At 62.8% G+C, this 23,035-nt stretch carries 21 protein-coding genes; 15 read left to right on the top strand and 6 right to left on the bottom strand.

The genetic code is table 11. The features are described 5' to 3' along the window. Positions 1-2: 2 nt before the first annotated feature. Positions 3-1,124 carry a DUF1217 domain-containing protein gene (locus tag BLS48_RS11665; protein ID WP_091577763.1) on the bottom strand — a complete coding sequence of 374 codons (1,122 nt, stop codon included), beginning with the start codon at positions 1,122-1,124 and terminating at the stop codon, positions 3-5. A gap of 148 nt (positions 1,125-1,272) precedes the next feature. Here BLS48_RS11665 and motA point away from each other — a divergent pair, with 148 nt between their 5' ends. Genes motA through BLS48_RS11635 form a run of 6 tightly spaced genes read left to right on the top strand, consistent with a single transcriptional unit; the run spans position 1,273 to position 6,107 of the window. Beyond that, positions 1,273-2,148, top strand: coding sequence for a flagellar motor stator protein MotA (gene motA, locus BLS48_RS11660; protein ID WP_091577761.1), 876 nt, complete (start codon positions 1,273-1,275; stop codon positions 2,146-2,148). Between the two features lie 32 nt (positions 2,149-2,180). After that, entirely contained in the window at positions 2,181-3,128 is a 948-nt protein-coding gene (locus BLS48_RS11655; RefSeq protein ID WP_091577760.1) for a FliM/FliN family flagellar motor switch protein, read from the top strand. Between the two features lie 16 nt (positions 3,129-3,144). Then, positions 3,145-3,531 (top strand): flagellar motor switch protein FliN, encoded by a 387-nt coding sequence (fliN, locus tag BLS48_RS11650; protein WP_091577758.1) that lies wholly within the window; start codon positions 3,145-3,147, stop codon positions 3,529-3,531. Between the two features lie 39 nt (positions 3,532-3,570). Further along, positions 3,571-4,581, top strand: a complete 1,011-nt coding sequence (locus BLS48_RS11645; RefSeq protein WP_091578051.1) for a flagellar motor switch protein FliG — start codon at positions 3,571-3,573, stop codon at positions 4,579-4,581. Positions 4,582-4,590: 9 nt separating this feature from the next. Next, on the top strand, positions 4,591-5,673 hold the full coding sequence (gene flhB, locus BLS48_RS11640) for a flagellar biosynthesis protein FlhB (protein WP_091577757.1): 1,083 nt from the start codon (positions 4,591-4,593) through the stop codon (positions 5,671-5,673). Beyond that, entirely contained in the window at positions 5,670-6,107 is a 438-nt protein-coding gene (locus BLS48_RS11635) for a hypothetical protein (RefSeq protein ID WP_091577755.1), read from the top strand. The genes flhB and BLS48_RS11635 overlap by 4 nt, the downstream gene beginning before the upstream one ends. Positions 6,108-6,151: 44 nt before the next feature. Here BLS48_RS11635 and BLS48_RS11630 read toward each other — a convergent pair whose 3' ends face one another. Beyond that, positions 6,152-6,922, bottom strand: coding sequence for a helix-turn-helix transcriptional regulator (locus BLS48_RS11630; protein WP_091577754.1), 771 nt, complete (start codon positions 6,920-6,922; stop codon positions 6,152-6,154). Continuing rightward, positions 6,919-7,629 carry a helix-turn-helix transcriptional regulator gene (locus tag BLS48_RS11625; protein WP_091577752.1) on the bottom strand — a complete coding sequence of 237 codons (711 nt, stop codon included), beginning with the start codon at positions 7,627-7,629 and terminating at the stop codon, positions 6,919-6,921. The genes BLS48_RS11630 and BLS48_RS11625 overlap by 4 nt, the downstream gene beginning before the upstream one ends. Before the next feature lie 524 nt (positions 7,630-8,153). On the opposite strand from BLS48_RS11625, the gene BLS48_RS11620 reads away from it, so the two are divergent. Further along, the gene (locus BLS48_RS11620) at positions 8,154-9,347 is read left to right on the top strand and encodes a TMEM43 family protein (RefSeq protein ID WP_091577751.1); all 1,194 of its coding nucleotides are present in this window, start codon (positions 8,154-8,156) and stop codon (positions 9,345-9,347) included. Positions 9,348-9,383: 36 nt separating this feature from the next. Here BLS48_RS11620 and BLS48_RS11615 read toward each other — a convergent pair whose 3' ends face one another. Together BLS48_RS11615 and BLS48_RS11610 are read right to left on the bottom strand one after the other, a co-directional pair. Beyond that, positions 9,384-10,415 (bottom strand): histone deacetylase family protein, encoded by a 1,032-nt coding sequence (locus BLS48_RS11615; protein ID WP_091577749.1) that lies wholly within the window; start codon positions 10,413-10,415, stop codon positions 9,384-9,386. A 23-nt stretch (positions 10,416-10,438) separates the two neighbouring features. Then, entirely contained in the window at positions 10,439-11,197 is a 759-nt protein-coding gene (locus BLS48_RS11610; protein ID WP_244529564.1) for a TetR/AcrR family transcriptional regulator, read from the bottom strand. A 154-nt stretch (positions 11,198-11,351) separates the two neighbouring features. On the opposite strand from BLS48_RS11610, the gene BLS48_RS11605 reads away from it, so the two are divergent. The 8 genes from BLS48_RS11605 to BLS48_RS11570 all read left to right on the top strand — a co-directional run bounded on the left by BLS48_RS11605 (position 11,352) and on the right by BLS48_RS11570 (position 21,987). Beyond that, complete coding sequence (locus BLS48_RS11605; protein ID WP_091577746.1) at positions 11,352-13,025, top strand: amidohydrolase; 1,674 nt, start codon at positions 11,352-11,354, stop codon at positions 13,023-13,025. Positions 13,026-13,166: 141 nt separating this feature from the next. Beyond that, complete coding sequence (locus BLS48_RS11600) at positions 13,167-14,267, top strand: ABC transporter ATP-binding protein (RefSeq protein WP_091577744.1); 1,101 nt, start codon at positions 13,167-13,169, stop codon at positions 14,265-14,267. Further along, complete coding sequence (locus tag BLS48_RS11595) at positions 14,267-15,196, top strand: ABC transporter permease (RefSeq protein WP_091577742.1); 930 nt, start codon at positions 14,267-14,269, stop codon at positions 15,194-15,196. Before BLS48_RS11600 ends, BLS48_RS11595 begins: the two co-directional genes overlap by 1 nt. Then, a complete protein-coding gene (locus BLS48_RS11590) occupies positions 15,189-16,001 on the top strand; it encodes an ABC transporter permease (RefSeq protein ID WP_091577741.1) in 813 nt (270 codons plus the stop codon). The genes BLS48_RS11595 and BLS48_RS11590 overlap by 8 nt, the downstream gene beginning before the upstream one ends. A 27-nt stretch (positions 16,002-16,028) precedes the next feature. Beyond that, positions 16,029-17,057 (top strand): extracellular solute-binding protein, encoded by a 1,029-nt coding sequence (locus BLS48_RS11585; RefSeq protein WP_167365050.1) that lies wholly within the window; start codon positions 16,029-16,031, stop codon positions 17,055-17,057. A gap of 67 nt (positions 17,058-17,124) precedes the next feature. Then, positions 17,125-18,321: a serine hydrolase domain-containing protein gene (locus tag BLS48_RS11580; RefSeq protein ID WP_091577738.1), complete on the top strand. Its 1,197-nt coding sequence runs from the start codon at positions 17,125-17,127 to the stop codon at positions 18,319-18,321. A 32-nt stretch (positions 18,322-18,353) separates the two neighbouring features. Continuing rightward, positions 18,354-19,535, top strand: coding sequence for a serine hydrolase domain-containing protein (locus BLS48_RS11575; protein WP_091578050.1), 1,182 nt, complete (start codon positions 18,354-18,356; stop codon positions 19,533-19,535). Between the two features lie 127 nt (positions 19,536-19,662). Further along, complete coding sequence (locus BLS48_RS11570; RefSeq protein WP_091578048.1) at positions 19,663-21,987, top strand: Tex family protein; 2,325 nt, start codon at positions 19,663-19,665, stop codon at positions 21,985-21,987. On the opposite strand, the gene BLS48_RS11565 is transcribed toward BLS48_RS11570, so the two are convergent. Next, positions 21,988-22,899: a LysR family transcriptional regulator gene (locus BLS48_RS11565; protein ID WP_091578046.1), complete on the bottom strand. Its 912-nt coding sequence runs from the start codon at positions 22,897-22,899 to the stop codon at positions 21,988-21,990. Between the last annotated feature and the right edge of the window lie 136 nt (positions 22,900-23,035).

The raw sequence follows: 23,035 nt of genomic DNA, 5'->3' as shown, positions 1-23,035 counted from the left end.
TCTCAGAACCTCAGCTTCTGCATGGCCATCATAAGGTCGGTGGAGATGCCCACCGTGAGCGGCTGGGCAAACAGCACGCTGACCGAGGTGACGACCGACGAGGTCGGGTTGTTGATCTCCCACATGCTGGTGAAGCGGGTCAGGAACTTGCCGAGTTTCTCCGGGTCGGAGAAATCCGAGATGTCGAGTTTCTGTTCGAACAGCTGCACCTGCTTGTCGATGTTGGCGGTAGCGAAGGAATCGGGGAGACCGAGCGCTGTGCGCACGACGCTTGCAAGGGCGGTGTCGGCAAGCACGTCGTACCAGCTGGTGATGGTTGGCGCCTTGCGATCGAAATAGAGCGCCAGCCGCACGCCCTGGTTGGTGTTGCCGGCATCCTCTTCGAGGGTCTGGCGCATGTACTTGTCGACGGTCGGCTGCTGCGCGGGATTGTAAGTGGTGGCGTTCTCGCCATAGGCCTGGAAATTGAAGGCGGAGGCGAATGCCGCGTAAGCCGGATTCGTCTGCTTGTTGGCGACGCTGTCTGGATCGCTCACGCCACCTTGCAGGACCTGCTTGATGAGGTCCTTGTCCTCCGTTGCCGAATCGAGGCCGAACGCGGCCAGCGCATAGGTGTAAAGCCGGCTGTTGCCCATCAGATCATCGATGGACTTCACCTTGGTGATGTTGGCGAGATAGTATGTCGTCTCGCCCTTCACATAGTCGGAATTCGGATCGACGCCGGCGATTTCCGCCTGCGCGGCATAGTTCTTCGTCACCAGCTGCTGCGCCTTGTTGTAGATGGTCGCATCGGCGCCTTTGGCGGCGAAGTTGAAGGCGCTGACAAACTCGGCATAGCGCTTGTCGGTGAGCTTGTTGGCGAAGCTGCTGGAATCGGAAACGCCTTCCTTGAGCGCCTTGACCATGAAGGCCTTGGCGTAGTCCATGTCCTCCAGCCCAAAGGCCTTCATCGCATATTTGAACAACCGGTCGTTGTTGACGAAATCGTCGATCGATTTCACCTTGGTGATGTTGTCCAGATAATATTTGGTATCGCGGTCGACCACGGGCTGCTGCTCGATCCTGTCGATCGACTTGCTGATGTCCTTGGTGATGAGCTGGTAGCTGGTAAAGGTATTGAGCAAGAACGCGCCTCCGGCCGAAGCTTATGCCAGCACAATAGCCCCACTTCCTTGCGCGAAACTGAATCGTCTCCGACACGCTTCGATTCAAGCCTCACACAAGGCACAGGGGCTATCCGTTGCTCCTGATGTGAAATGCGAAGGACCTGCCGTGGGCATTCTGATTGGACTGGTGGTTACGCTCGGCTGCGTCCTTGGCGGCTTCATGGCCATGGGTGGCCATCTGCATGTGCTGGTCCAGCCGTGGGAAGCCGTAGTCATCTGCGGCGCGGCATTGGGCACCTTCCTGGTCGCCAATCCGATGAAGACGGTCAAGGATACCGGCAGGGGCATCATAGAGGCGTTCAAGCAAGCGGTGCCGAAGGAACAGGACTATCTGGAAACGCTCGGCGTGCTGCACAGCCTGATGCGCGAACTGCGCTCGAAGTCGCGCAGCGAGGTCGAGGCGCATATCGACAATCCCGAGGAGTCGGCGATCTTCCAGGCCTTTCCGACCGTGCTCAAGAACCACGACCTGATGGCCTTCATCTGCGACTACTGCCGCATCATCATCATCGGCAATGCCCGCTCGCATGAGATAGAGGCGCTGATGGACGAGGAAATCCAGACCATCAAGTCCGACAAGATGAAGGCCTATCACGCTCTGGTGGCGGTCGGCGACGGCTTGCCGGCGCTCGGCATCGTCGCCGCCGTGCTTGGCGTGGTGAAGGCGATGGGGGCGCTCGACCAATCGCCGGAAATCCTCGGTGGCCTGATCGGCGCGGCCCTGGTCGGCACCTTCCTCGGCATCTTCCTGTCCTACGCGGTGGTCGGGCCTGTCGCCACCAAGATCAAGACGGTGCGCGAGAAGAAGAACCGCCTCTACATCATCGTCAAGCAGACGCTGCTGGCCTACATGAACGGCGCGCTGCCGCAGGTGGCGATCGAGTTCGGCCGCAAGACCATATCGTCCTATGAGCGGCCGACCATCGACGCCGTCGAGCAGAGCACGATGAACACCGGCTCCGCCGAGAAGAAGGCCGCCTGAACGATGTGCGACAGATTGGTCCAAGCCCTGCCATGACCAGTCCCGGAAGCCCAGCGGAAGCCCGCTCGCTGATCATCGAGCGTCTGATCGGCGACAGTGGCGAGGCCGCTCAGGTCATCGGTACCGGCCGGGCCATGGCCGAGCGCGCCGCGCCGCTGCTGCAGAAGAGCCTGACCAGTGAGCTTGGCGTCCCGGTCACCGTCGATCTCAGGGCCGTCGAGGTCAGCCGCGTCTCGGAGGCGCGCTCGCGTGCTGGCGACACGTTTGCCATGACAATCGTCGCATCGTCCACCTCCTCCGACGCCATGACCCTGGTGATCGATGCTCCCGCGATCGCGATCATGGTCTGCACGCTGTTCGGCGGCGACCCGGACCTGCCGGTGTCGCCGATCGAGCGCGATCTGTCGCAGATCGAGGTCGATGTCTCGACTATGGTGTTCCAGCAGGTCGCGCAGGCGCTCAACGGATCGGGACGGCGCTCGCTTGACCTGCCCCTGCCCGTGCCGCGGGCGATGTCGGGCACCGAGGCGAAACGGCACGTGTTGCGCGACGGCGCGGCAGTGCGCATCGTCCTTGGCATTTCGACACCGGCCGAAACCGGCACCGTCACGGTGACGATGCCGCAGCGTATCGTGTTGGCCAGCCGCGACGGCGCTGCCGGGGCCAGCGAGGGCGATCTTGGCGCCATCTGGCGCGCGCGCTTTTCGGAAGAGGTGATGCGCTCCACCGTCGCGCTCGAGGCGACCATGCCTCTGGCCCGGCTGACACTCGGCGACCTCGCCGATTTCGAAATTGGCCAGGTTATCGAATTCGAGGAAACCGCGCAGTCGCGGGCGCGCCTCGGCGCCCGCGGCCAGACGCTGTTCGTATGCGAGTTCGGCAAACTGGGGCAGAATTACACCGTTCGAATCCGGCATCCCTATGATGCCGGGCAGGACTTCATCGATGGGCTGATGCCGGCTGCCGCCGGGCGTGCCTGAGCATTGGAGACGACGCATGGCCATGACCAAGGTGGAAGCCGACCTCGACCAGCCGGACGAGCAGCTCGACCGTGCCATCGAAGAGTTGCGCGGTGTCCTGCATGAAGAGGAGAGGCGCCCCGATGCGGCGTTCAGGGCCGCCTCCGGCGCCAATTCGAACGTCATCATGAACATCCCCGTCGATGTCCAGATCATCCTCGGCAGCACCGAGATGCCGGTGTCCGATTTGATGGCGCTGCAGAAGGGGTCGACGGTGGCGCTCAATCGCCGTATCGGCGAACCTGTCGACGTCGTGGTCAACGGTCGCAAGATCGCCCGCGGCGAGATCACCGTGCTGGAAAGCGATCCGTCGCGCTTCGGCATCAGGCTGACCGAAATCATCGCCGGCTCGAAGGGCGCCTAGCATGGGTTGCGGGGCTTGCCGGTGGCGGAGGCGAGAGGCATGACGACGGCAGCGACGCTGACGCGCGCGCAGAAGGCGGCCGCCATACTGGTGGCGATGGGCAAACCGTCGGCCAGCCGCCTGTTGAAATTCTTCAAGCAGGAAGAATTGAAGGCGCTGATCGAGGGCGCCCGCCTGCTGCGGACGATCCCGCAAAGCGATCTCGAGCGCATCGTCGCCGAATTCGAGGCCGAATTCACCGAAGGGGCGGGATTGCTCGATTCGGCCGACAGGATGGACACCATCCTGAATGAATCGCTCTCGCCCGAAGAGATGAGCGCCATCATGGGCGACAAGCGGTTCGAGGTCGCGCCGGAAGGTCCGCCGCCGATCTGGCCCGAACTCGAGAAGCTCGAGCCGGCACGGCTCGGCGCCTTCCTGGCTGGCGAACATCCGCAGACCGCGGCCATGGTGCTGTCGAAGCTGGCGCCGCAGACGGCGGCGAGCGTTCTGTTGACAATGACGAAGCCGATGCGCGGCGAAATCATCAAGCGCATGGTGACGATGGCGAATGTTCCGGATGCCGCCAGCAGGATCGTCGAAGACCGCTTGCGCTCCAGCGTGCTGACGGAAACCTCGACCAAGGACACATCGGCCGGACAGGCCCGCGTCGCCAGCGTGCTCAACGAACTGGACAAGCCGCTGCTCGAGGAGGTCATGCAGGATCTCGAAGCCGCCGGCACGCCCGATCTCGACGGCGTCAGGGCGCGCCTCTTCGCCTTCGACGACCTGCCGCTGCTGACACAGAAAGCGCGGGTGCTATTGTTCGACGGGCTGTCTACCGAACTGGTCACGCTGGCCTTGCGCGGCGCTTCGGCCGCACTCGCCGAGGCGGTGCTGTCGGCGATCGGCGCGCGGTCGCGGCGCATGATCGAGTCCGAACTCGGGCAGGGCTCGGAAGGGATTCCGCTTGCCGACATCACGGCGGCCCGCAAGACGATCGTGACGACGACGATCCGGCTGTCGCGCGAAGGCGCGTTCGAGCTGCCCTCGACCCAGAACGCCGCCTAAGACCGCGGCATGGCTGACGCGGTCGACAAGGATTCGAAAACCGAAGAGGCGACGGAAAAGAAGATCCGCGACACCATCGAACAGGGCAAGCTGCCCCATTCGCGGGAAACGGCGCTCCTGGCATCCTTTGTCGCGATCCTGGTGTTCACCGTCTTCTACGCCAAGGACGCCATTATCGATCTCGGCATGTTCCTGTCGATGTTCCTGGAGAAGCCGGAAGCCTGGCCGATGGACACCGAGACCGACGTCATCGCGCTCTACAAGATCGTCCTCCTCGAAGTGGGCCGCGCTGTCGTCAGCCTGCTGGTGCTGCTGACCGTTGCAGGTCTCGGCGCTTCGGTGTTCCAGAACATGCCGCAATTCGTCGGCGAGCGGGTGCGGCCGCAACTCTCGCGTATTTCGATCGCCAAGGGCTGGAGCAGGCTGTTCGGCATTCAGGGCTGGGTCGAGTTCCTGAAGGCGCTTGGCAAGGTCGGCTTCGCCATTGCCGTGCTCGCCTTCACGCTGTCGGAAGACCATCGCAAGCTGCTCGCCGGGATGATCACCAATCCCGTCGCCTTCGGCCTTGTCATCCGCGGCATCGCCGTCGACATCCTGGTGGCGATCGTCTTCGTCATGGGGCTGATCGCGGCGGTCGATATCGTCTGGTCGCGCTTCCACTGGAAGCAGGACCTGCGCATGAGCAAGCAGGAGGTCAAGGACGAGTTCAAGCAGTCGGAGGGCGACCCGATCGTCAAGTCGCGGCTGCGTTCGCTGGCGCGCGACCGCGCGCGCAAGCGGATGATGACGGCGGTGCCGCGCGCGACGCTGATCATCGCCAACCCGACGCACTTCTCGATCGCGCTGAAATATGTGCGCGACGAGGACGCGGCACCGCTGGTGCTGGCCAAGGGGCAGGATCTGGTGGCGCTCAAGATTCGCGAGATCGCCCGCGAACACAACATCCCGATCTTCGAGGACGTGGCGCTCGCCCGCTCCATGTACAAGCAAGTTTCGGTCGATAATGTGATCCCGTCGCAATTCTACCAGGCCGTCGCCGAACTGGTGCGGATCGTCTACTCCAAAAAGGCTGAGCGCAGACAGACTTCATGAATCGCCAACCGCACGCAAATTCCCGCGAGATCATCGTCGCCGACGCCATCGAACAGGTGGTGGGTGAACTCAGGCTGATCGATGTCGCCGACTACATCGCCTTCATCCGGCTCGAGCATTTCGCTTGCCTGTCGGATCTGGTCGATTCAGCGGCGGAGCTGTTTTTCATGCCGGGCACGCTGAGGCTCGGTCATGGCGGCGAGGCGCATGTCGACTGGAGCGGCAGTCCGCGCATCGTGCTCGATCTGGAGCTGAGGCCGCCCGGTGTCACGGTCTATTTCCAGCTGACGCTGAGCGAGCGCGGCACCTCCGTGGCCGTCAACTATGTTTCGTTCGAGAAGCCGGGCGAGAACCCCGAGCACAACACGGCCCTGCTGGAGGCGGTGATCGAACAGGCGCGTATTCGCAAGGTCGAACCCCTGGCTTTTCGCTGAGAAGCGATCGATTCCCGGCGACCGCCGATCGTCCTCGAACTGCCCTATTCGATCAAGCCCAGCCGCAGCGCCTTGGCCACGGCCTGGTTGCGGTTGACGGCGTTGAGCTTCTGGGTCGACTGGGTCAGGTACTGGTTGGCGGTGTGCACCGACAGCTTCAGGAGGCGCGCGATCTCCTCGCTGGTGTTGCCGTTGGCGGTCAGCTTCAGGCATTCGAGCTCGCGCTTGGAGATCGAGCGCGTCCGACTTGCGTCGCTTGGACGGATGCGGGCGACAGCGGCGAACAATGAAAAGCAGCGGGCATGGATTTCGTAGAGCGCGTCCTGCGCCAAGATGATCTCCGAACCGAGGAAAACGACAAGTCCGCATTGCCCGCGGTCGGCGTGGACGGGGAATGCGATGCCGCTGGTGCCTGGCGCCAGCGGCGCCATCTGCTCGGTCCAGGCAAGATTGCGGAACGTTTCCGCCGCGGCGGCCACGCCGTCGTCGGTCCACCAGCGCGGCTCCGTCGAGATGCGGGTGTGGCGCACGATCTCCTCGCCATTGGCGCCTGAAATGAATTTCGTCGCCACCCCAACGCCGGGATAGTCGGAATCGAGGCAAGGGACGAGCCGTGCCCGCTCCGGTGACGGGCTGACGAAGAACAGGCCGAAGGCCGCCGCGTTGATGTCGACGGCGATCCAGCGGCAGCGGCGCACGGCATCGGGAATGGTGACGGCGTGGTGGGTTTCGGAACCGAGCGAAAAGGCGCCGAACGGGTTGCGCTGCTCGTTGAAAAGGGCTTCGGCAGCCTCCTTGATGTCGGCGTGTTTCAAATGATGCCGCTCCTGATCGCCGTGGCGATGGCCATCGCGCGGTTGCTGGCCGCGAATTTCTGGATGGCGTGGGTGATGTAACTGTTGACGGTGTTGGAAGAGACGCCAAGGATGACGGCGACCTCGTCGGTGGTCTTGCCCTCGGAGACCCAGAACAGGCATTCGCGCTCGCGATCCGACAGCGGATCCTGCATGGCGGCGGCGGCGATCAGTTGCGGGATGTTCGAGAGCGCGTAGCAGCACTTCAACTGGGCCTTCATCAGCGCCGGCGGGTCGATGCTGCCGGCGGTCGCCGCCGAGAACAAGGCGAACAGGCGTTGACGGCCGACATTGAGGCGCAGCGAATAGATTTCGGCATGGCCAAGGACGTCGAGAAGGCGGGCCTCCTCGCCGGTGACCAGCCCGCCGGCGTCTGGTGCCTGGGCCGCCACCAGCGGCTTCGGACGGATGCCTGGCGCGACGGTGAGCGCCCCTTGTGCAAGGCCGGCGATCAGCCGTTTGCCGATCAGTTCGATGGCGTCGAAAATCCAGTTGGACGAGACGATGCGCGCGTCGTTGCGGTCCTGGTCGTGGACGATGGCGACCAGCATGTAGCTGTCGGCGCCGATCTCGGCGGTCAGTTGCATGAAAAAGCTGGTCAGATCACCGCGCGACGCCAGGCGCGAGCCCAATGTGTCGGATTGAAGTTGCGCGGCGGGACTGCTCATTCTTGTTGCTTTTGGCCGGAATCGTTTCTGCTGTCCGGATGCTGGAAGCCAGCCGCCGAACCCGAATACGCATCACTTTGACGAAGACACACACGTGGCGCAGAGTTGCGCCAACCAGATCCGAATCCATTCAGGGAACGCGAAGACGTCCGCGTCTGGCGCCGGAAAACTCCGGAACGTGAGACTTTGGGTGGTCGCCGCGCCCCCCGAGGACCGGCTGATTCGGGTCTAATCTATCCGCAGATGAATCCGACATCAAATGCGATTTGACAAAATTGAATCGCGTCGACTCGCATGCGACTCAGAGCCCCATTTTCCGGGCCTTCGATAGAAGACCGGGACACGAAAAGCCGGCGCTGGCTGCAAGACAGCCATATCGGCGGCCGATCGATTCCGGTAGGCTCGGAAGCGATTGAAGAGGTGGGCGCCTCTTGCCGCCGTGCCCGCGGGCGACAGGACCGGCGCGATCGTGGCGCGACGGTGGCGCGCAGAGCAGGGGCAATCTTTTGGTTTCGGGGGAAACGATGAGCGATTCATTTCGGGAAGTTACATCCGTCTCGTGGATCGGGCGGATCAAGCGCGCGGTCGGTGGGGTCATCTTCGGCCTGCTGCTGACCGTGCTGATGGTGATCGGGCTGTTCTGGAACGAGGGCCGCGCGGTGCAGACGGCGCGCTCGCTGGCCGAAGGCGCTGGCGCCGTGGTCTCGGCCAGCGCCGACAGCGTCGACGCCGCCAATGATGGCAAGCTGGTGCATGTCAGCGGGCCGGTGACGGCGGACAGCGGCCTGTCCGATCCGGATTTCGGCATCGCGGCACAAGGCCTGCGCCTGTCGCGCAGCGTCGAGATGTATCAGTGGAAGGAGGAATCCAAATCGGAGACCACCACGAAGCTGGGCGGCGGCGAAGAGACGGTGACGACCTACAGCTATTCGAAGGTGTGGGACGACAGCCAGATCAATTCGTCGGATTTCAAGAGGCCGGACGGCCACGAGAATCCGCCGATGGCGATCCACGGCCGCACCTTCCAGATTCCACAGGGCAAGCTCGTCGCCTTTGATCTCGACACGCCGGTGCTCGATCGCATCGAGGGCGACAAGGAGTATTCGTTGTCGCCTGACAAGTCGGCCGCGATAAAGGCCGCCTATACCGGCACCAAGCCGCTCAGCGTCGTCGACGGCAAGATCTATCTCGGGGCCGACACGACAAGGCCGGCGCTGGGCGACTATCGCATCGGCTATGAACTGGCGCCGCTCGGCGTGGTCAGCATCGTCGCGCGCCAGGCCGGCAGCCGGTTCGAGCCTTACCAGACGGAGGCCGGCGATACGTTGCTGATGGTCGACACCGGCGCCGTGCCGGCCGACAAGATGTTCGCCGAGGCGGTCAGTGCAAACACGCTGATCACGTGGCTGCTGCGCGCCGCCGGCCTGCTGCTGCTGACCATCGGCTTTGCCCTATTCCTCAGCCCGATCGGCGTGATCCTCGACGTCATCCCGTTCCTTGGCAGCATGGCGCGGATGGGAACCGGCATCATCGCCTTCTTCCTGTCGATCCTGGTTGGCACGACGACGATTGCGATTGCCTGGTTCTGGTATCGGCCGTTCCTGGCGGCGGGTATCCTGGCAGCCGGCGTGGTTGCTGCGGCGGCGGTCTACTATCTCGGCCGCTCACGCATGCCACCCGCGCCGATGGCCACACCGAGCACTGGTGCTGCCGCCTAGTTGGAAACGAGGGGGCGCTTGCGCCCCCGTTGCTTCCTACTTGTCCTCGAAACCGGTCAGCACGCCGACTGCGTTGATGCCGATCTCCTCGACGGCATAGCCGCCTTCCATGACGAACAGCGTCGGCAGGCCAAGTTTGGCGATGCGGCGGCCGATCTTGGGATAGTCCAATGTCTTCAGCTTGAACTGGCTGATCGGATCCTTTTCGAAGGTGTCGACACCCAGCGAAACGACGACGATGTCCGGCGCATAGGCAGCAAGCTTGACGCAGGCGTCCTCCAGCGAGGCGTTCCAGGCGTCCCAATCGGTGCCGAACGGCATCGGATAATTGATGTTGAAGCCTTCGCCCGCACCGGCGCCGCGTTCGTCGGCATGGCCGAGGAAGAACGGATACTCTGTCATCGGGTCGCCATGCAGGTTGATGACCTGCACGTCGGCGCGGTCATAGAAGATTTCCTGCGTGCCGTTGCCATGGTGGTAGTCGACATCGAGGATGGAGACACGGGTTGCGCCCTGGTCGCGGAACCATTGCGCGGCGACGGCGGCGTTGTTGATGTAGCAATAGCCACCCATGAAGCCCGCACCGGCGTGATGGCCGGGTGGACGGCAGAGCGCGAAGGCGGAGGTTTCGCCACCCTTGACCAGGCCAGCGGCGGTGAGCGCCACGTCATAGGACGACTTGATCGCGGTCCAGGTGCCTTGGACGAACGTGGCGCCGCCATCGAAGGAATAATAGCCGAGCAGGGCATCGATGCGCTTTGGCGGCACGTCGCCGCGCAGGCCGCGCGTCGGCCAGGTGAAGGGCATCGCCGAGCCCTTGAAGCCGGCTTCCGTCCATTGCGGCCAGACCGTCGGCAGGAAGTCGATGTAGTCGGCCCTGTGGACACGCCTGGCGGCGGCGAGATCATGCTCGAGCGGCAGGATGATCGGACCGAGTTTCTCGCTTTCGACCCGCGCCTTGATGAATTCGGCCCGCGAGGGTTTTTCGAACCCCGGCACGATGGCTGACGTGACCAGTTCCATCTGCCCGGCATGGCCGGCATGAAGCGGCGAATAGACAGTCTTCATAAAATTCCTCTCGAAGTGCGAAATTAGTCAAGATTGAGATAGGGGCTCACCAGGGCGAGCCACATGGTTTCCACGTCGTCCTCGATGAGGTCGAACGTCTTGCGATCTTTTTTCAGCCCCACAAGCCGGCAGACGTGTCCGACCTCCATCATCACCACGCCGAGCCGGCTGGCGATCTTGTCTTCAAGAGCCGGGTTCACATGCCGCAGCCATGCGGCGTAGAGGGCGATGATCTGGTCGTCATATTCGTTCTGGATCGGCCTAAGGTCGGCGTTGCCTGAAATAGCCTCGATCACCGGCATCAGGGTGGCGTTCTCGAGATAGAGCCTGGACGTGTCGATGAAGAGCTTGCGCACTTCCCGCCGGAACTCTTCGCGGTTGGTGGGCGGGGCGACCTTGATGCGCTTCGCGATCACCTCGGGAAAGGATGACAGCCAGCGCCGGGCGAGGTCCAGAAGAATGGCTTCCTTGTTGGGAAAGTATTGGTAGACCGAACCGACCGACAAGCCTGCGCGCTGCGCAATGGCGAGCGTCGTCGGCGTCCTGGTTCCTTGCTCCCGCGTCAAGATCAGCGCCGCGTCGAGAATCCTGTCGACCACCTTGCTCGATCGTTGTTGCCGCGGCTGCTTGCGTGGTTCGAGCGCTATCCTGGTTTTGCGGTCGAGACTGCGCTTCACTGCTTGATGTCCTCGTTCCCCGCCCGGTCTCAACACAGGTGGAGGGGGCTGCCCACAATACATTCTAAATTCCGCATGTTGACAAACGCGAATAATCAGTCGCATTCTTTATCCACGCTGTCCCTAGGGATAACAAGGGGAATTTCGAAGGCAGCGGACTGGCATCGTTTTTTGTTCCATGGCGCCGCTCCGGTGGAGTGGCAGGTCGTCGAGCGCAGGATTGCCGGTCTCAGTCAGTCGTCAAAAGCGCGGAGTCGCGATGTCTGTCACGGGTGCGGGTCGTAATGCGGATCTGATCGTCATCAATGGTCGTGTGCTGACCATGGACGATGGCAATCCCGTAGCCGAGGCCGTTGCCGTCAAGGACGGCGCCATCGTCGCCATCGGCAGCAGCGCCTCCATCGAAGCGCTCAAGGGGCCGGGCACCAAGGTCATCGACGCCGAGGGCGGTTCGGTGATCCCGGGCTTCATCGAAGCCCACATGCATCTTTTCGGCGGTGCCGCGGAACTCGACAATCTGCATCTGGCAGGGGTGCATGGCTTCGATGCCTTGCGCGATGCGATCCGTGCCTTCGCGGCGGAGCGGCCGAACGTCAAGCTGCTGCTGGGCGCCGGCGTCGACTATGCGATCCTGCCCGAGCCGGTCACGCGCCACCATCTCGACCAAATCATCCCCGATCGCCCGTTCGCCATGTCGGCCTCCGACCACCATACGATGTGGGCGAACACCAAGGCGCTGGAGCAGGCGGGCCTCCTGCACGGCAGGGAATTGGGACCGGGCAACGAGATCGTGATGGGTGCCGATGGCCTCGCGGCGGGCGAATTGCGCGAGGGCGAGGCTTTCGGCCCGATCCTGGAGCACTTCGGGCAGAACCGCACACGGCTCGGTCTTACGGGTGGCGAGCCGGAACCCTATCCGTCCGCCGAGGAGCTTGCCGCCGACCGGGATCTGATGCATCGCGGCCTCGAATGGTGCGCCAGGCATGGCATCACATCGATCCAGAACATGGATGGCAACCTCTACCAGCTTGAACTGCTTGCCGGCCTGGAGGCGGAAGGGCGGCTCATATGCCGTACAAAAATCCCGTTCCATTTCAAGAACTTCATGAAGTTGGACATACTTGAAAAAGCGTCGAGTATGGCCACGACCTACAACTCCGAATGGCTGTCCTCGGGCATGGTCAAGGTGTTTTATGACGGCGTGCTCGATTCCTGGACCGCCGTGATGGTCGACGACTATGCCGACCGTCCCGGCTGGCGCGGCGAGCCATTGTTCACGCCCGAGCATTTCGCCGAGGTGGCGGTGGAGGCCGACCGCAGAGGCCTGCAGATCGCCGTTCATTCGATCGGTGACGGCGCAGTCCGCGCAGTGCTCGACGGTTATCAGGCGGCGCAAAAGGCCAATGGCAAGCGTGACAGCCGTCACCGCGTCGAGCATATCGAGGTCACCACCCCGACGGATGTGCCGCGGTTCGCGGAGCTTGGCGTCATCGCTTCGATGCAACCGCCGCATCCACCCGGCGCCATGAACTTTCCGCTGGAGCCGACGATTTCGCGCATCGGCCGCGACAGGTGGCCGCTGAGCTATGCCTGGCGCACGCTCAAGGATGCTGGGGCCCGCGTCGTGTTCGCTTCCGACTGGCCGGTCTCGCCGGTTGATCCGATCCTGGGCATCCAAGCGGCGGTGATGCGCAAACCTTGGGCAGAGGGCCTGCCGGACCAGAGTTTCTCGCTGCATGAAGCGCTTGCCGGTTATACGGTCGAGGGCGCCTACAGCGAGTTCATGGAACACCGCAAAGGCGTACTGAAGCCGGGTTATCTGGCTGATCTCGTCGTTTTGTCGGCCGATATCGAGAGGACTGCTCCGGAAGCGTTGCATACCGTGCGGCCGGTGACGACCATCTGTGGCGGCAAAATCACCTACCAAGCCTGAATGTGGCATGGGGCTTGCCCTCCAAGACTGCTAACTGAACTGTGAGTCAATGCCGGGCTTGCCAACATACCGGCCTTGTGGTCACATCCAACAGGGGAAGAGCTCCGCCAGCAAGAGCGGGGTCAACAGTGAGGCGTAATCGTGCCGGACAAACCGGGTCGGAATGCGATTGAAGTAGTAAACGTCAGCAAAATTTTCGGATCAGGTGAGGGGCAGGTTGCCGCCCTCGACACGGTCTCGGTATCTATCCGCGAGAACGAGTTCTTCACGCTGCTCGGGCCCTCCGGTTGCGGAAAGACAACGCTCCTGAGGCTGATAGCCGGCTTCGATTTTCCGAGCGCCGGCGAAATCCTGCTCTACGGTGAGGACATCGCACCGCTGCCGCCGTTCAAGCGTCCGGTCAACACCGTCTTCCAGTCCTATGCGCTGTTCCCGCACATGACGGTGGCCGATAACATCGGCTTCGGCCTGGAAATGCTGGGCAAGCCGAAGGACGAGATCCAGGCGCGCGTCGCCCAGATGCTGAAACTGGTCAAGATGGAGGCGCTGAGCAACCGCCGCACCAGCCAGATCTCCGGCGGCCAGCAGCAGCGAGTGGCGTTGGCCCGGGCGCTCGCACCACAGCCGAAGGTCCTGCTGCTCGACGAGCCGCTCTCCGCACTCGACTACAAGCTGCGCAAGGAAATGCAGATCGAGTTGAAGCGGCTGCAGCACGAAACCGGCATCACCTTCATCTTCGTTACCCACGACCAGGAAGAAGCCCTGACCATGTCGGACCGCATCGCGGTCATGTCGGCCGGCAAGATCCTCCAGGTAGGCTCGCCACGCGACATCTACGACCGCCCGGCCGAGCGGTTCGTCGCCGACTTCATCGGCGAGACCAATTTCCTCAAGGGGACCGTGGTGTCGAAGAAATCCGGTGTCGCCACCGTCAAGCTCGCTTCCGACGCGATCGTGGCGGCAGGGTTCCCGGAAGACTTCGATCCCTCCGATGCGGTGACGGTCGTGGTTCGGCCGGAGCATGCGGATCTGATCGCCGACGCGTCCAAAGGCACGGTCGCCGGAACTTTGGCGAACGTCGTCTATTTCGGCACCGATACCCACTATCACGTGAAGCTTGATAGCGGTGACAACTTCATCGTGCGCCAGCAGAACAGCCGGTCCGGTGCGGTGACATTCGAACCCGGCGCCAAGGTCGGTATCGTGTTCGAGGACGACGGCGCCCGGATTTTGAGGGACTGATGGCAAACGTTGTTTCCCGGGCCGCGTTGTTCGAAGCCAAAGCGGAGCGGGCCGCGAGCCGCCGCAATCGCCTGCTGGCTACGCCGGCGCTGGTCATCATCGGTATTTTCGGCGTGTTGCCGCTGCTGATTATCCTAGTCTATTCGTTTCTCGAGGCCGCGCCCTATGGTGGCGTCCAGTGGAAGTTTTCGACGGACGCCTATCTTAACTTCCTGTTCCAGCAGGACATTTTCGACGACACGCTGCAGTTTACGCCGGATTTCCTGATCATCTATCTGCGCTCGTTTCTGTTCGCAGTGGTGACGACGGTCATCTGCCTGCTGCTTGGTTTTCCAACCGCCTATTTCATGGCGACGCGGACACCGGCACAGCGCAACTGGTGGGTGCTGCTGATCACCATTCCGTTCTGGTCGAACCTTCTGGTGCGTACGCTGGCCATCATGTTCATCATTCGCGACGAAGGCCTCATCAACAATCTTTTGATGGGGCTTGGCGTGATCGAGAAGCCGATCACAATGCTCTACACCAATTTCGCCATCCAACTCGGCCTGCTGTATTCATTCCTGCCATTCATGATCCTGCCGCTCTATGCCAGCCTGGAGAAGCTTGATTTCCGGCTGGTCGAGGCCGCCAACGACCTCTATGCGACACGCCGGCAAGCTCTTTGGCGGGTGATCATTCCGCTGTCGCTGCCGGGCATCATCGCGGGCTGTCTGCTGGTCTTTATTCCCGCCCTCGGCGCCTATGTGACGCCGCTTATCCTTGGCGGCGGCATCCACCTGATGATCGGCGATCTCATCGCCCAGCAGTTCGGTTCCGGGCGCAACTGGCCGCTCGGCTGTGCGCAAGCGCTGATCCTGATGGCTGCTGTGCTGGTCGCGCTCTATTTCTACGTTCGCAACACGTCGGGGAAAGTCCAGCATGGCTGATCCCCGCAACGTCGATATCAAGGACCAGCCGGGCTTCCGCACCATCGCCATCATATGCGTTGGCGTGCTCTATGTGCCGATCCTGATCCTGATGCTCTTTTCGTTCAACACCGGTTCGCTCGTCACCCATTGGGAGGGTGTCGGCCTGACCTGGTATGGCAGCGCATTGCTCAATGAGGAATTCCACAACGCCGCCAAGAACACACTGATTATCTCGACGACCGCGACCGTGGTTTCAACCATATGCGCGACGCTGGCGGCGATCGGCATGACCCGGGTGAAACCATGGCGCGGCCTTCCGGCCGCCTTCATGGTCATCAACCTGCCGCTGATGGTCCCCGAGATCATCACGGCGGTGGCGACCTTGTCCTTCTTTGCCTTGATCGCCGGCGCCTTCGGGCTGAATTTCGGCATTGGCAATCTGATCCTTGCCCACACCGTGTTTTGCATTCCTTTCGCCTATATGCCGATCCGGGCGCGCCTGGAGGACATGGATCTGACGCTCGAATCCGCCGCGGCCGATCTTTATGCCACACCCTGGCATGCCTTCCGGCGCATAACATTGCCGTTGCTTGTCCCCGGCATTCTGTCTGGCGCCGCACTCGCCTTCATCGTGTCTTTCGACGATTTCACCATCACGCAGCTCGTCGCGGGGCCCGGGCAGACGACGCTGCCTCTCTATATCTGGAACCAGATCAGGCGGCCGATGACGCCGGAGATCAATGCCATCTCCACCATCCTTCTTCTGGTTTCGATCCTCTTCGTCTCGGTATCGTTCCTCATCGCGCGCCGACGCGCCAAGTGAATTAATGGGAAGGCAAAGGAGAAAAAAATGTCTAGGAAACTGATGGCCGCCGTTTCGACGGCAGCGCTTTTATGGGCAGTGCCTGCGCTCGCCGATGGCGAGCTGCACATCTACAATTGGGGTGACTATACCAATCCCAAGCTGATCGAAAAATTCGAAAAGCAGTACAACGTCAAGGTCACGCTGGACGACTACGACTCCAACGAAACCATGCTGTCGAAAGTGCGCGCCGGCAATTCCGGCTATGACATCGTGGTGCCATCGGACTACACCGTGAAGATCATGATCGACGAGGGTCTGCTCGAAAAGACCGAGCCCGCCGCGATGCCGAACGGCAAGAACATCGACCCGCGTTTCCTCGACATCTATTGGGACAGCGGCCGCCACTACACCGCGCCATGGCAGTTCGGCACTACGACGTTCGAAGTCAACACCGACAAGTACAAGGGCAACATCGACACGCTGGCGATCCTGTTCAACCCGCCGGACGAGTTGAAGGGCCAGATCAACATGCTCGACGATGTCAACACCGTCATGCATGCGGCGGAGCGCTATGCCGGCGTGCCGCGCTGTGGCGCCAACAAGGCCGACCTGAAGAAAGTCAACGACATCCTGACGGCCGCCAAGCCGTCATGGAAGACCTTCAGTTACGACACGATCACCAAGATCACCTCCGGAGACGTCATCGTAACGCAAGCGTGGAACGGCGCGACCTATCGAGCGCGCCAGAAAATCCCGGCAATCAAATATGCTTATCCGAAGGAAGGCATCGAAGGCTGGATGGACAATGTGGCGGTGCTGAAGGGCGCCAAGAACCTCGACAATGCCAAGCTGTTCCAGGATTTCATCATGGCTCCCGAAAACGCTGCGCTGATCTCGGAATTCGCAGGCTACGACAATGGTATTGCCGGCAGCCACAAGTTCCTGCCGGCTGATTTCGCCGCGTCGCCTGAAATCAACCCCCCGGCCGGTGCCCCGGCGGCGGAGTTCGTTCCGCCCTGTCCGCCGGATGTGGTGGAAATTTACAACAAGATCTGGACCAATTTGCGCAAATAGGTTCGGTCTAAAGTCCAGCGGAAGGGAGGCTTCGGCCTCCCTTCTTTGCGCTTACGGGGAGGGTTCCATGAGATCTTACCGCAATTCCGATCCGCGGCCGCCGATCATGCAGGGCTCGCCGCCCGTCATGGTGCCGCCGAAGCTCGATTGGGACCGGCCGCCCTGGAACCGCTGGGCGTTCCAGCATATCCGCGAAATCCTGCCGACCGCCGAAGTCTGGCGTGGCAATGGCCATCGCCACCGTTTGGAACGCGCCGAGGTCGATCTCGACCGGCTGGCGGTCGAGGACACCGAGGGCGCGCCAACAACGCTCGCCGGGCTGCTCGACGAGACCTACACCGACGGCTTCCTGGTGCTCAAGGACGGCAAGGTCGCCTATGAGCGTTATTTCAACGGCATGGGCGAGCGCACGCTGCACCTGTCGCAGTCGATGGCGAAGTCCGTCACCGGCTCGGTGTTCGGCATATTGGTCGGCCGCGGCCTGATCGATCCGGCCAAGCCGGTGACGACATATCTGCCGGAACTGGCGGAAACAGGCTGGGCCGGCGCCAGCGTCCAGCACGTGCTCGACATGACGAGCGGGGTGCGTTTCTCCGAGGAGTATACCGACCGCTATTCCGACATCGGTCAGGTCGATGTCGCCACCGGGTGGAAGCCGGTGCCGCCGGGCAGCGATCCGGCCTTCCGCTGGCCCTCACACATGTTCGAGCTGATCCTGGGCTTGAAGGAAACGATCCGCCCGCATGGGGCCGCGTTCGAGTACCGCTCGATCGAGACCGATGTGCTCGCCTTCATCATGGAACGGGTGACAGACAAGCGTCTGCCGCAGCTGGTTTCGGAAGAACTCTGGCAGAAGCTCGGCACCGATGAAAGCGCCTGCTTCACCGTCGACAGCGCCGGCTATGCGGTGGCCGATGGCGGCTTCAACGCGACGCTGCGCGACTATGGCCGCTTTGGCCAGCTGATCCTCGACAATGGCGGCGGCATCGTGCCGGCCGACTGGATCGAGGCGACGCGCAATGGCAAGCACGGGCCGGACTTCAGCCCCAGCCTGCCGGAAGGCAGCTATCGCAACCAGTTCTGGATCGAGGATCCGCGCTCGCGCGCGCTGATGTGCCGGGGCGTGTTCGGACAGATGATCCATATCGACTGGAACACCGGAATGGTCGTGGTGAAGCTTTCGACCTATCCGGATTTCAGCAATATCGCCTATTCCGTGGCGACGCTGAAGGCCGTGCACGCCATCGCCGCCGCTCTGAGCTGAATCCCAAAAGAAACGACATGGAAAGAAATGCCATGACCGGCAAGACCGCGTTCGAAATCCGCTATGGCTTCCGCCGCAACGAGGTGCTGCTCGCCAACTGGCGCGAAAACCCGTTCAACCGCTGGTCGTTCCAGAATCTGGGGGAGCTGGTGCCGACCGCGCGCGTGGCGGCAGCGCCGGGCGTTGTCGAGGCACCGGTGCGGGACATGGGTGGCCTGCTTGGCGACAAGGTCACGGTGGCAGGCGCTCCCGAGACGGTGGCCGAGTTCCTCGTACGATCGAGCACCGATGCGCTGACGGTGATGAAGGGCGGCAAGATCGTCGGCGACTGGTTCGCGCCGCACATGGATTTCGGCGCACGCCACATCATCTTTTCGATCAGCAAATCGCTGACCGCCATTGTCGCCGGCATACTGGAGAGCGAGGGGGTGTTCGACCCGGAAGCCCCGGTGACGGTCTACATCCCTGAAGCCGCCGGCTCCGCCTATGGCGATGCGAGCGTGCGGCATGTGCTCGACATGAGCGTCAGCCTCGATTTCGAGGAAGCCTATCTGGACCCGGAAAGCGCCTTTGCCCGCTATCGTCGCGCTACGCTGTGGAACCCAGGCGGTGGCACGGAAAGCCTGCGCGAATTCATCCTGACGCTGCAGCGGCTGGCCGAGCCGCATGGCCAAACCTTCCGCTACCGCTCGCCCAATTCCGACCTGCTCGGCATCCTGCTCGAGCGGGCGTCCGGCCAGCGCTTCAGCGACCTGATGCGCGAGAAGCTGTGGCTGCCGCTCGGCGCCATCAGCGAAGCCTCGATCGGCGTCGACATGGAAGGCACGGCGCGCACCGCCGGCGGCATTTCGGTGACGCCGCGCGATCTGGCCCGTGTCGGCGAAATGATGCGGCAAGGCGGCATGGCCAATGGCCAGCGCATCGTGCCGGAGGCCTGGGTGCGCGACACGACCAGCACCGGCGGCAATTCGGAAGCCTGGCAGCGCGGCACGATGGCGCTGCTGTTTCCCAAGGGCCGATATCGCAACAAATGGTACCAGATCGGTGCCGAGAACGGCGCCTATTGCGGCATCGGTATCCATGGCCAATGGCTCTATGTCGATCCGAAGGCCGAAGTGGTGATCGCCAAGATGTCGTCGCAGCCGGAGCCAGTCGACGATCCGCTCGATGTCGAGATCGTCGCGTTCTTCGAGGCGCTGGGCCGCATGATCTGATCCTCCCCAAGCCGCCAAATCAGCCCGCGCTTTCCTGTGGACCGCCGGGCTGATGGAAACGCGGCGGTTGGCGGACTGAAAGTCTGCGCCTATGGTCGCCGCTCTTTTCGACGAGAGCAGGAACGACATGGCATCCGACATCAAGCGCATCGCAGCCGTCATCGCGGCCGAGATCGCAGCCCGGCCCGAACAGGCGGCCGCGGCGATCGACCTGCTCGACGAGGGCGCGACGGTGCCGTTCGTGGCGCGTTACCGCAAGGAGGTGACCGGCGGGCTGGACGATACGCAGCTGCGGCTGCTTTCCGAGCGTCTTGTCTATCTGCGCGAACTCGACGCGCGCCGCGACACCATCCTCGGTTCCATCCGCGAGCAGGGCAAGCTGACCGAGGAGCTTGAAGGCAAGATCACCGCCGCCACCACCAAGGCGGAACTGGAAGACATCTATCTGCCCTACAAGCCGAAGCGGCGCACCAAGGCCGAGATCGCCAGGGAGCGTGGGCTGGGACCACTGGCGGAGGCCATCCTCGCGAACCGCGCGTTGGTGCCTGCCGAGCTGGCGCTCGCCTATGTCACCGAAGAGGTCGCCGATGCCAAGGCGGCGCTCGAGGGTGCGCGTGATATCCTGTCGGAGCAATTCGCCGAGAATGCTGACCTAGTCGGTAAATTGCGGACCTACATGAAGGAACGCGCCTTCATGCGCGCCAGGGTGGTCGACGGCAAGCAGGAGGCCGGCGCGAAGTTTTCCGACTATTTCGATCATGTCGAGCGCTGGGCAAATGTGCCGAGCCACCGGGCGCTGGCGATGCTGCGCGGTCGCAACGAGGAAGTGCTGTCGCTCGACATCGAGGTCGATGCCGATGACACCTCGCCGGTGAAGCCGGTCGAGCGGATGATCGCCAATGCCTACGCCATCGGTGGCAGCCTGCCGGGCGATCGCTGGTTGATGGAGGTCGCCGGTTGGACCTGGCGCATCAAACTGTCGCTGCACCTGACGCTCGACCTGATGCGCGACCTGCGCGAGCGGGCCGAGGAAGAAGCGATCCACGTCTTTGCCCGCAACCTCAAGGATCTGCTGCTCGCCGCGCCCGCTGGTTCGCGTGCCACGATGGGCCTGGATCCCGGCATCCGCACAGGCGTCAAGGTCGCTGTGGTGGACGGTACCGGCAAGGTGCTGACAACGACGACGGTCTATCCGTTTCCGCCGAAGAACGATGTGCGCGGCACGCAGGCGGAACTCGCCAAGCTCATTCACCTGCACAAGGTCGAGTTGATTTCGATCGGCAACGGCACCGGCAGCCGCGAGACGGAAAAGCTGGTGGCGGACATGCTGTCCGACATGCCGTCGGATTCAGGGCCGAAGCCGCTCAAGGTGATCGTCAGCGAAGCCGGCGCCTCGGTCTATTCGGCATCGGCAACGGCGGCGGCGGAATTCCCCGGCCTCGACGTGTCGCTGCGTGGCGCGGTGTCGATCGCGCGGCGGCTGCAGGATCCGCTGGCCGAGCTGGTCAAGATCGAGCCCAAGTCGATCGGCGTCGGCCAGTACCAGCATGATGTCGACCAGTACCGGCTTGGCCGTTCGCTGGAAGCGGTGGTCGAGGACGCGGTCAACGCCGTCGGCGTCGATCTCAACACCGCCTCGGCGCCGCTGTTGGCGCGGGTTTCGGGCCTCGGCACATCACTTGCGGAAGCCATCGTCGCGCATCGCGATGCGACCGGTCCCTTCGCCAGCCGGAAGGACCTGCTCAAGGTGCCGCGCCTTGGACCGCGCGCGTTCGAACAATCCGCCGGCTTCCTGCGCATTGCCAATGGTGCGGAGCCGCTCGACGCCTCGTCGGTGCATCCGGAGGCCTATGGCGTGGCCAAGAAGATCGTTGCCGCCTGCGGGCGCGATGTCCGCTCATTGATGGGCGATAGTGCAGCGCTGAAGGCGCTCGACCCGCGCGTCTTCGTCGACGAGCGTTTCGGCCTGCCGACTGTGCGCGACATCCTGGCGGAGCTGGAAAAGCCTGGCCGCGATCCGCGACCCGGCTTCAAGACCGCGACATTCGCCGACGGCATCGACGACATCAAGGATTTGAAGCCCGGCATGCTGCTGGAAGGCACCGTCACCAATGTCGCCGCCTTCGGCGCCTTCGTCGATATTGGCGTGCACCAGGACGGACTGGTGCACGTCTCGCAACTGGCCGACCGTTTCATCAAGGACGCGCATGAGGTGGTCAAGGCTGGCGACGTGGTCAAGGTGCGCGTCGTCGACGTCGACATCAAGCGCAAGCGTATCGCGCTCTCTATGCGCAAGGATGGTGGCGAGGGTGGCGCACCGAAAGGCGGGCCGCGCGACAATGGCGGCGGCAGGCCAGCGCCACGTTCGCCGGCGCCACAGCGCCAGCCGGAACGCCCGGCCCAGCAAGGTGCGTTCGGTGCGGCGCTGGCCGATGCGCTGAAGCGGAAGTAGCTACCACGCCAGAACGGTTGGCTCCTTCTCAACCTGGCTCACCAGCCAGTCGCGAAAACTGGCGACCGGCGGATGGCCGCGCTTGTCGTGCGGGACGACGAGATAATAGGCGCTGCGGCTCTGCATCGGCTTTCCGGGCGCCGGCACAAGCTGACCGCGCTGCAGCTCGCCCGCAATCAGCACCTGGGGTAAGAGTGCTACCCCAAGTCCGGCCATGCAGGCTTGGGCGACGGTGCCGAATTGCTCGAACTGCATGCCGGGTCCGGTCGGCGCGTTAAGGCCCTGCTCTTCGAACCATTCGCTCCAGGCGCCAGGACGCGTCGCCATGTGCAGCAGCGGCAGGCGGCTGATATCGACCGGCGTGGCGATGTCGCGGCTGGCCCGGAATTCGGGCGAAACCACCGGTATCACTGTCTCGCGCATCAGCAGCGTGGAGTCGGCGTCCGGCCAGTCGGGCTGGCCGTGATGAATGGCGGCGTCGAGCCGCTCGCGCGCGAAGTCGAAACGGCCGATGCGGGTGACGAAATTGATGGTGATATCAGGGTTGTTTTCGACGAAATCGGGGATCATCGGCATCAGCCAGCGTGTGCCGAAGGTCGGCAGGATGGCCAGGTTCAGGATGCCACTATGCCGATTGCTCATCAATCCAAGCGCTGCGTCGCGTAGTTGGCCAAGCGCCGAACGCACCGCCTCGGCATAGATTTCACCCGATGCCGACAGCCTGACATTGCGGCTGTCGCGCTCGAACAGCCGGCGGCCGAATTGATCCTCCAGTAATTTTATCTGCCGGCTGACCGCGCCTTGGGTCAGATCCAGTTCCTGGGCGGCAGCGGTGAAACTGCCAAGACGGGCCACCGCCTCGAAGGCTGCAAGGGCGCTGATGTTGGGCAAAAGGCGACGTTGGACACTCATCATTCATTACTAACGCTCATTGATCGGTGAAGCAATTTCGTTTGATTTTTTCCGGCCGCGGGCCGATAAGCCGGACCAAGATTTTGCTTCACGCATGTCGTTGTTCCCAAAGCCACTGAGCACTTTGGTCGGCATG

This window comes from Mesorhizobium qingshengii (assembly GCF_900103325.1).
Lineage (GTDB): Bacteria > Pseudomonadota > Alphaproteobacteria > Rhizobiales > Rhizobiaceae > Mesorhizobium > Mesorhizobium qingshengii.
Note: the sequence above shows the minus strand (reverse complement) of the source record. Positions and strands in the feature narration are given on the sequence as shown.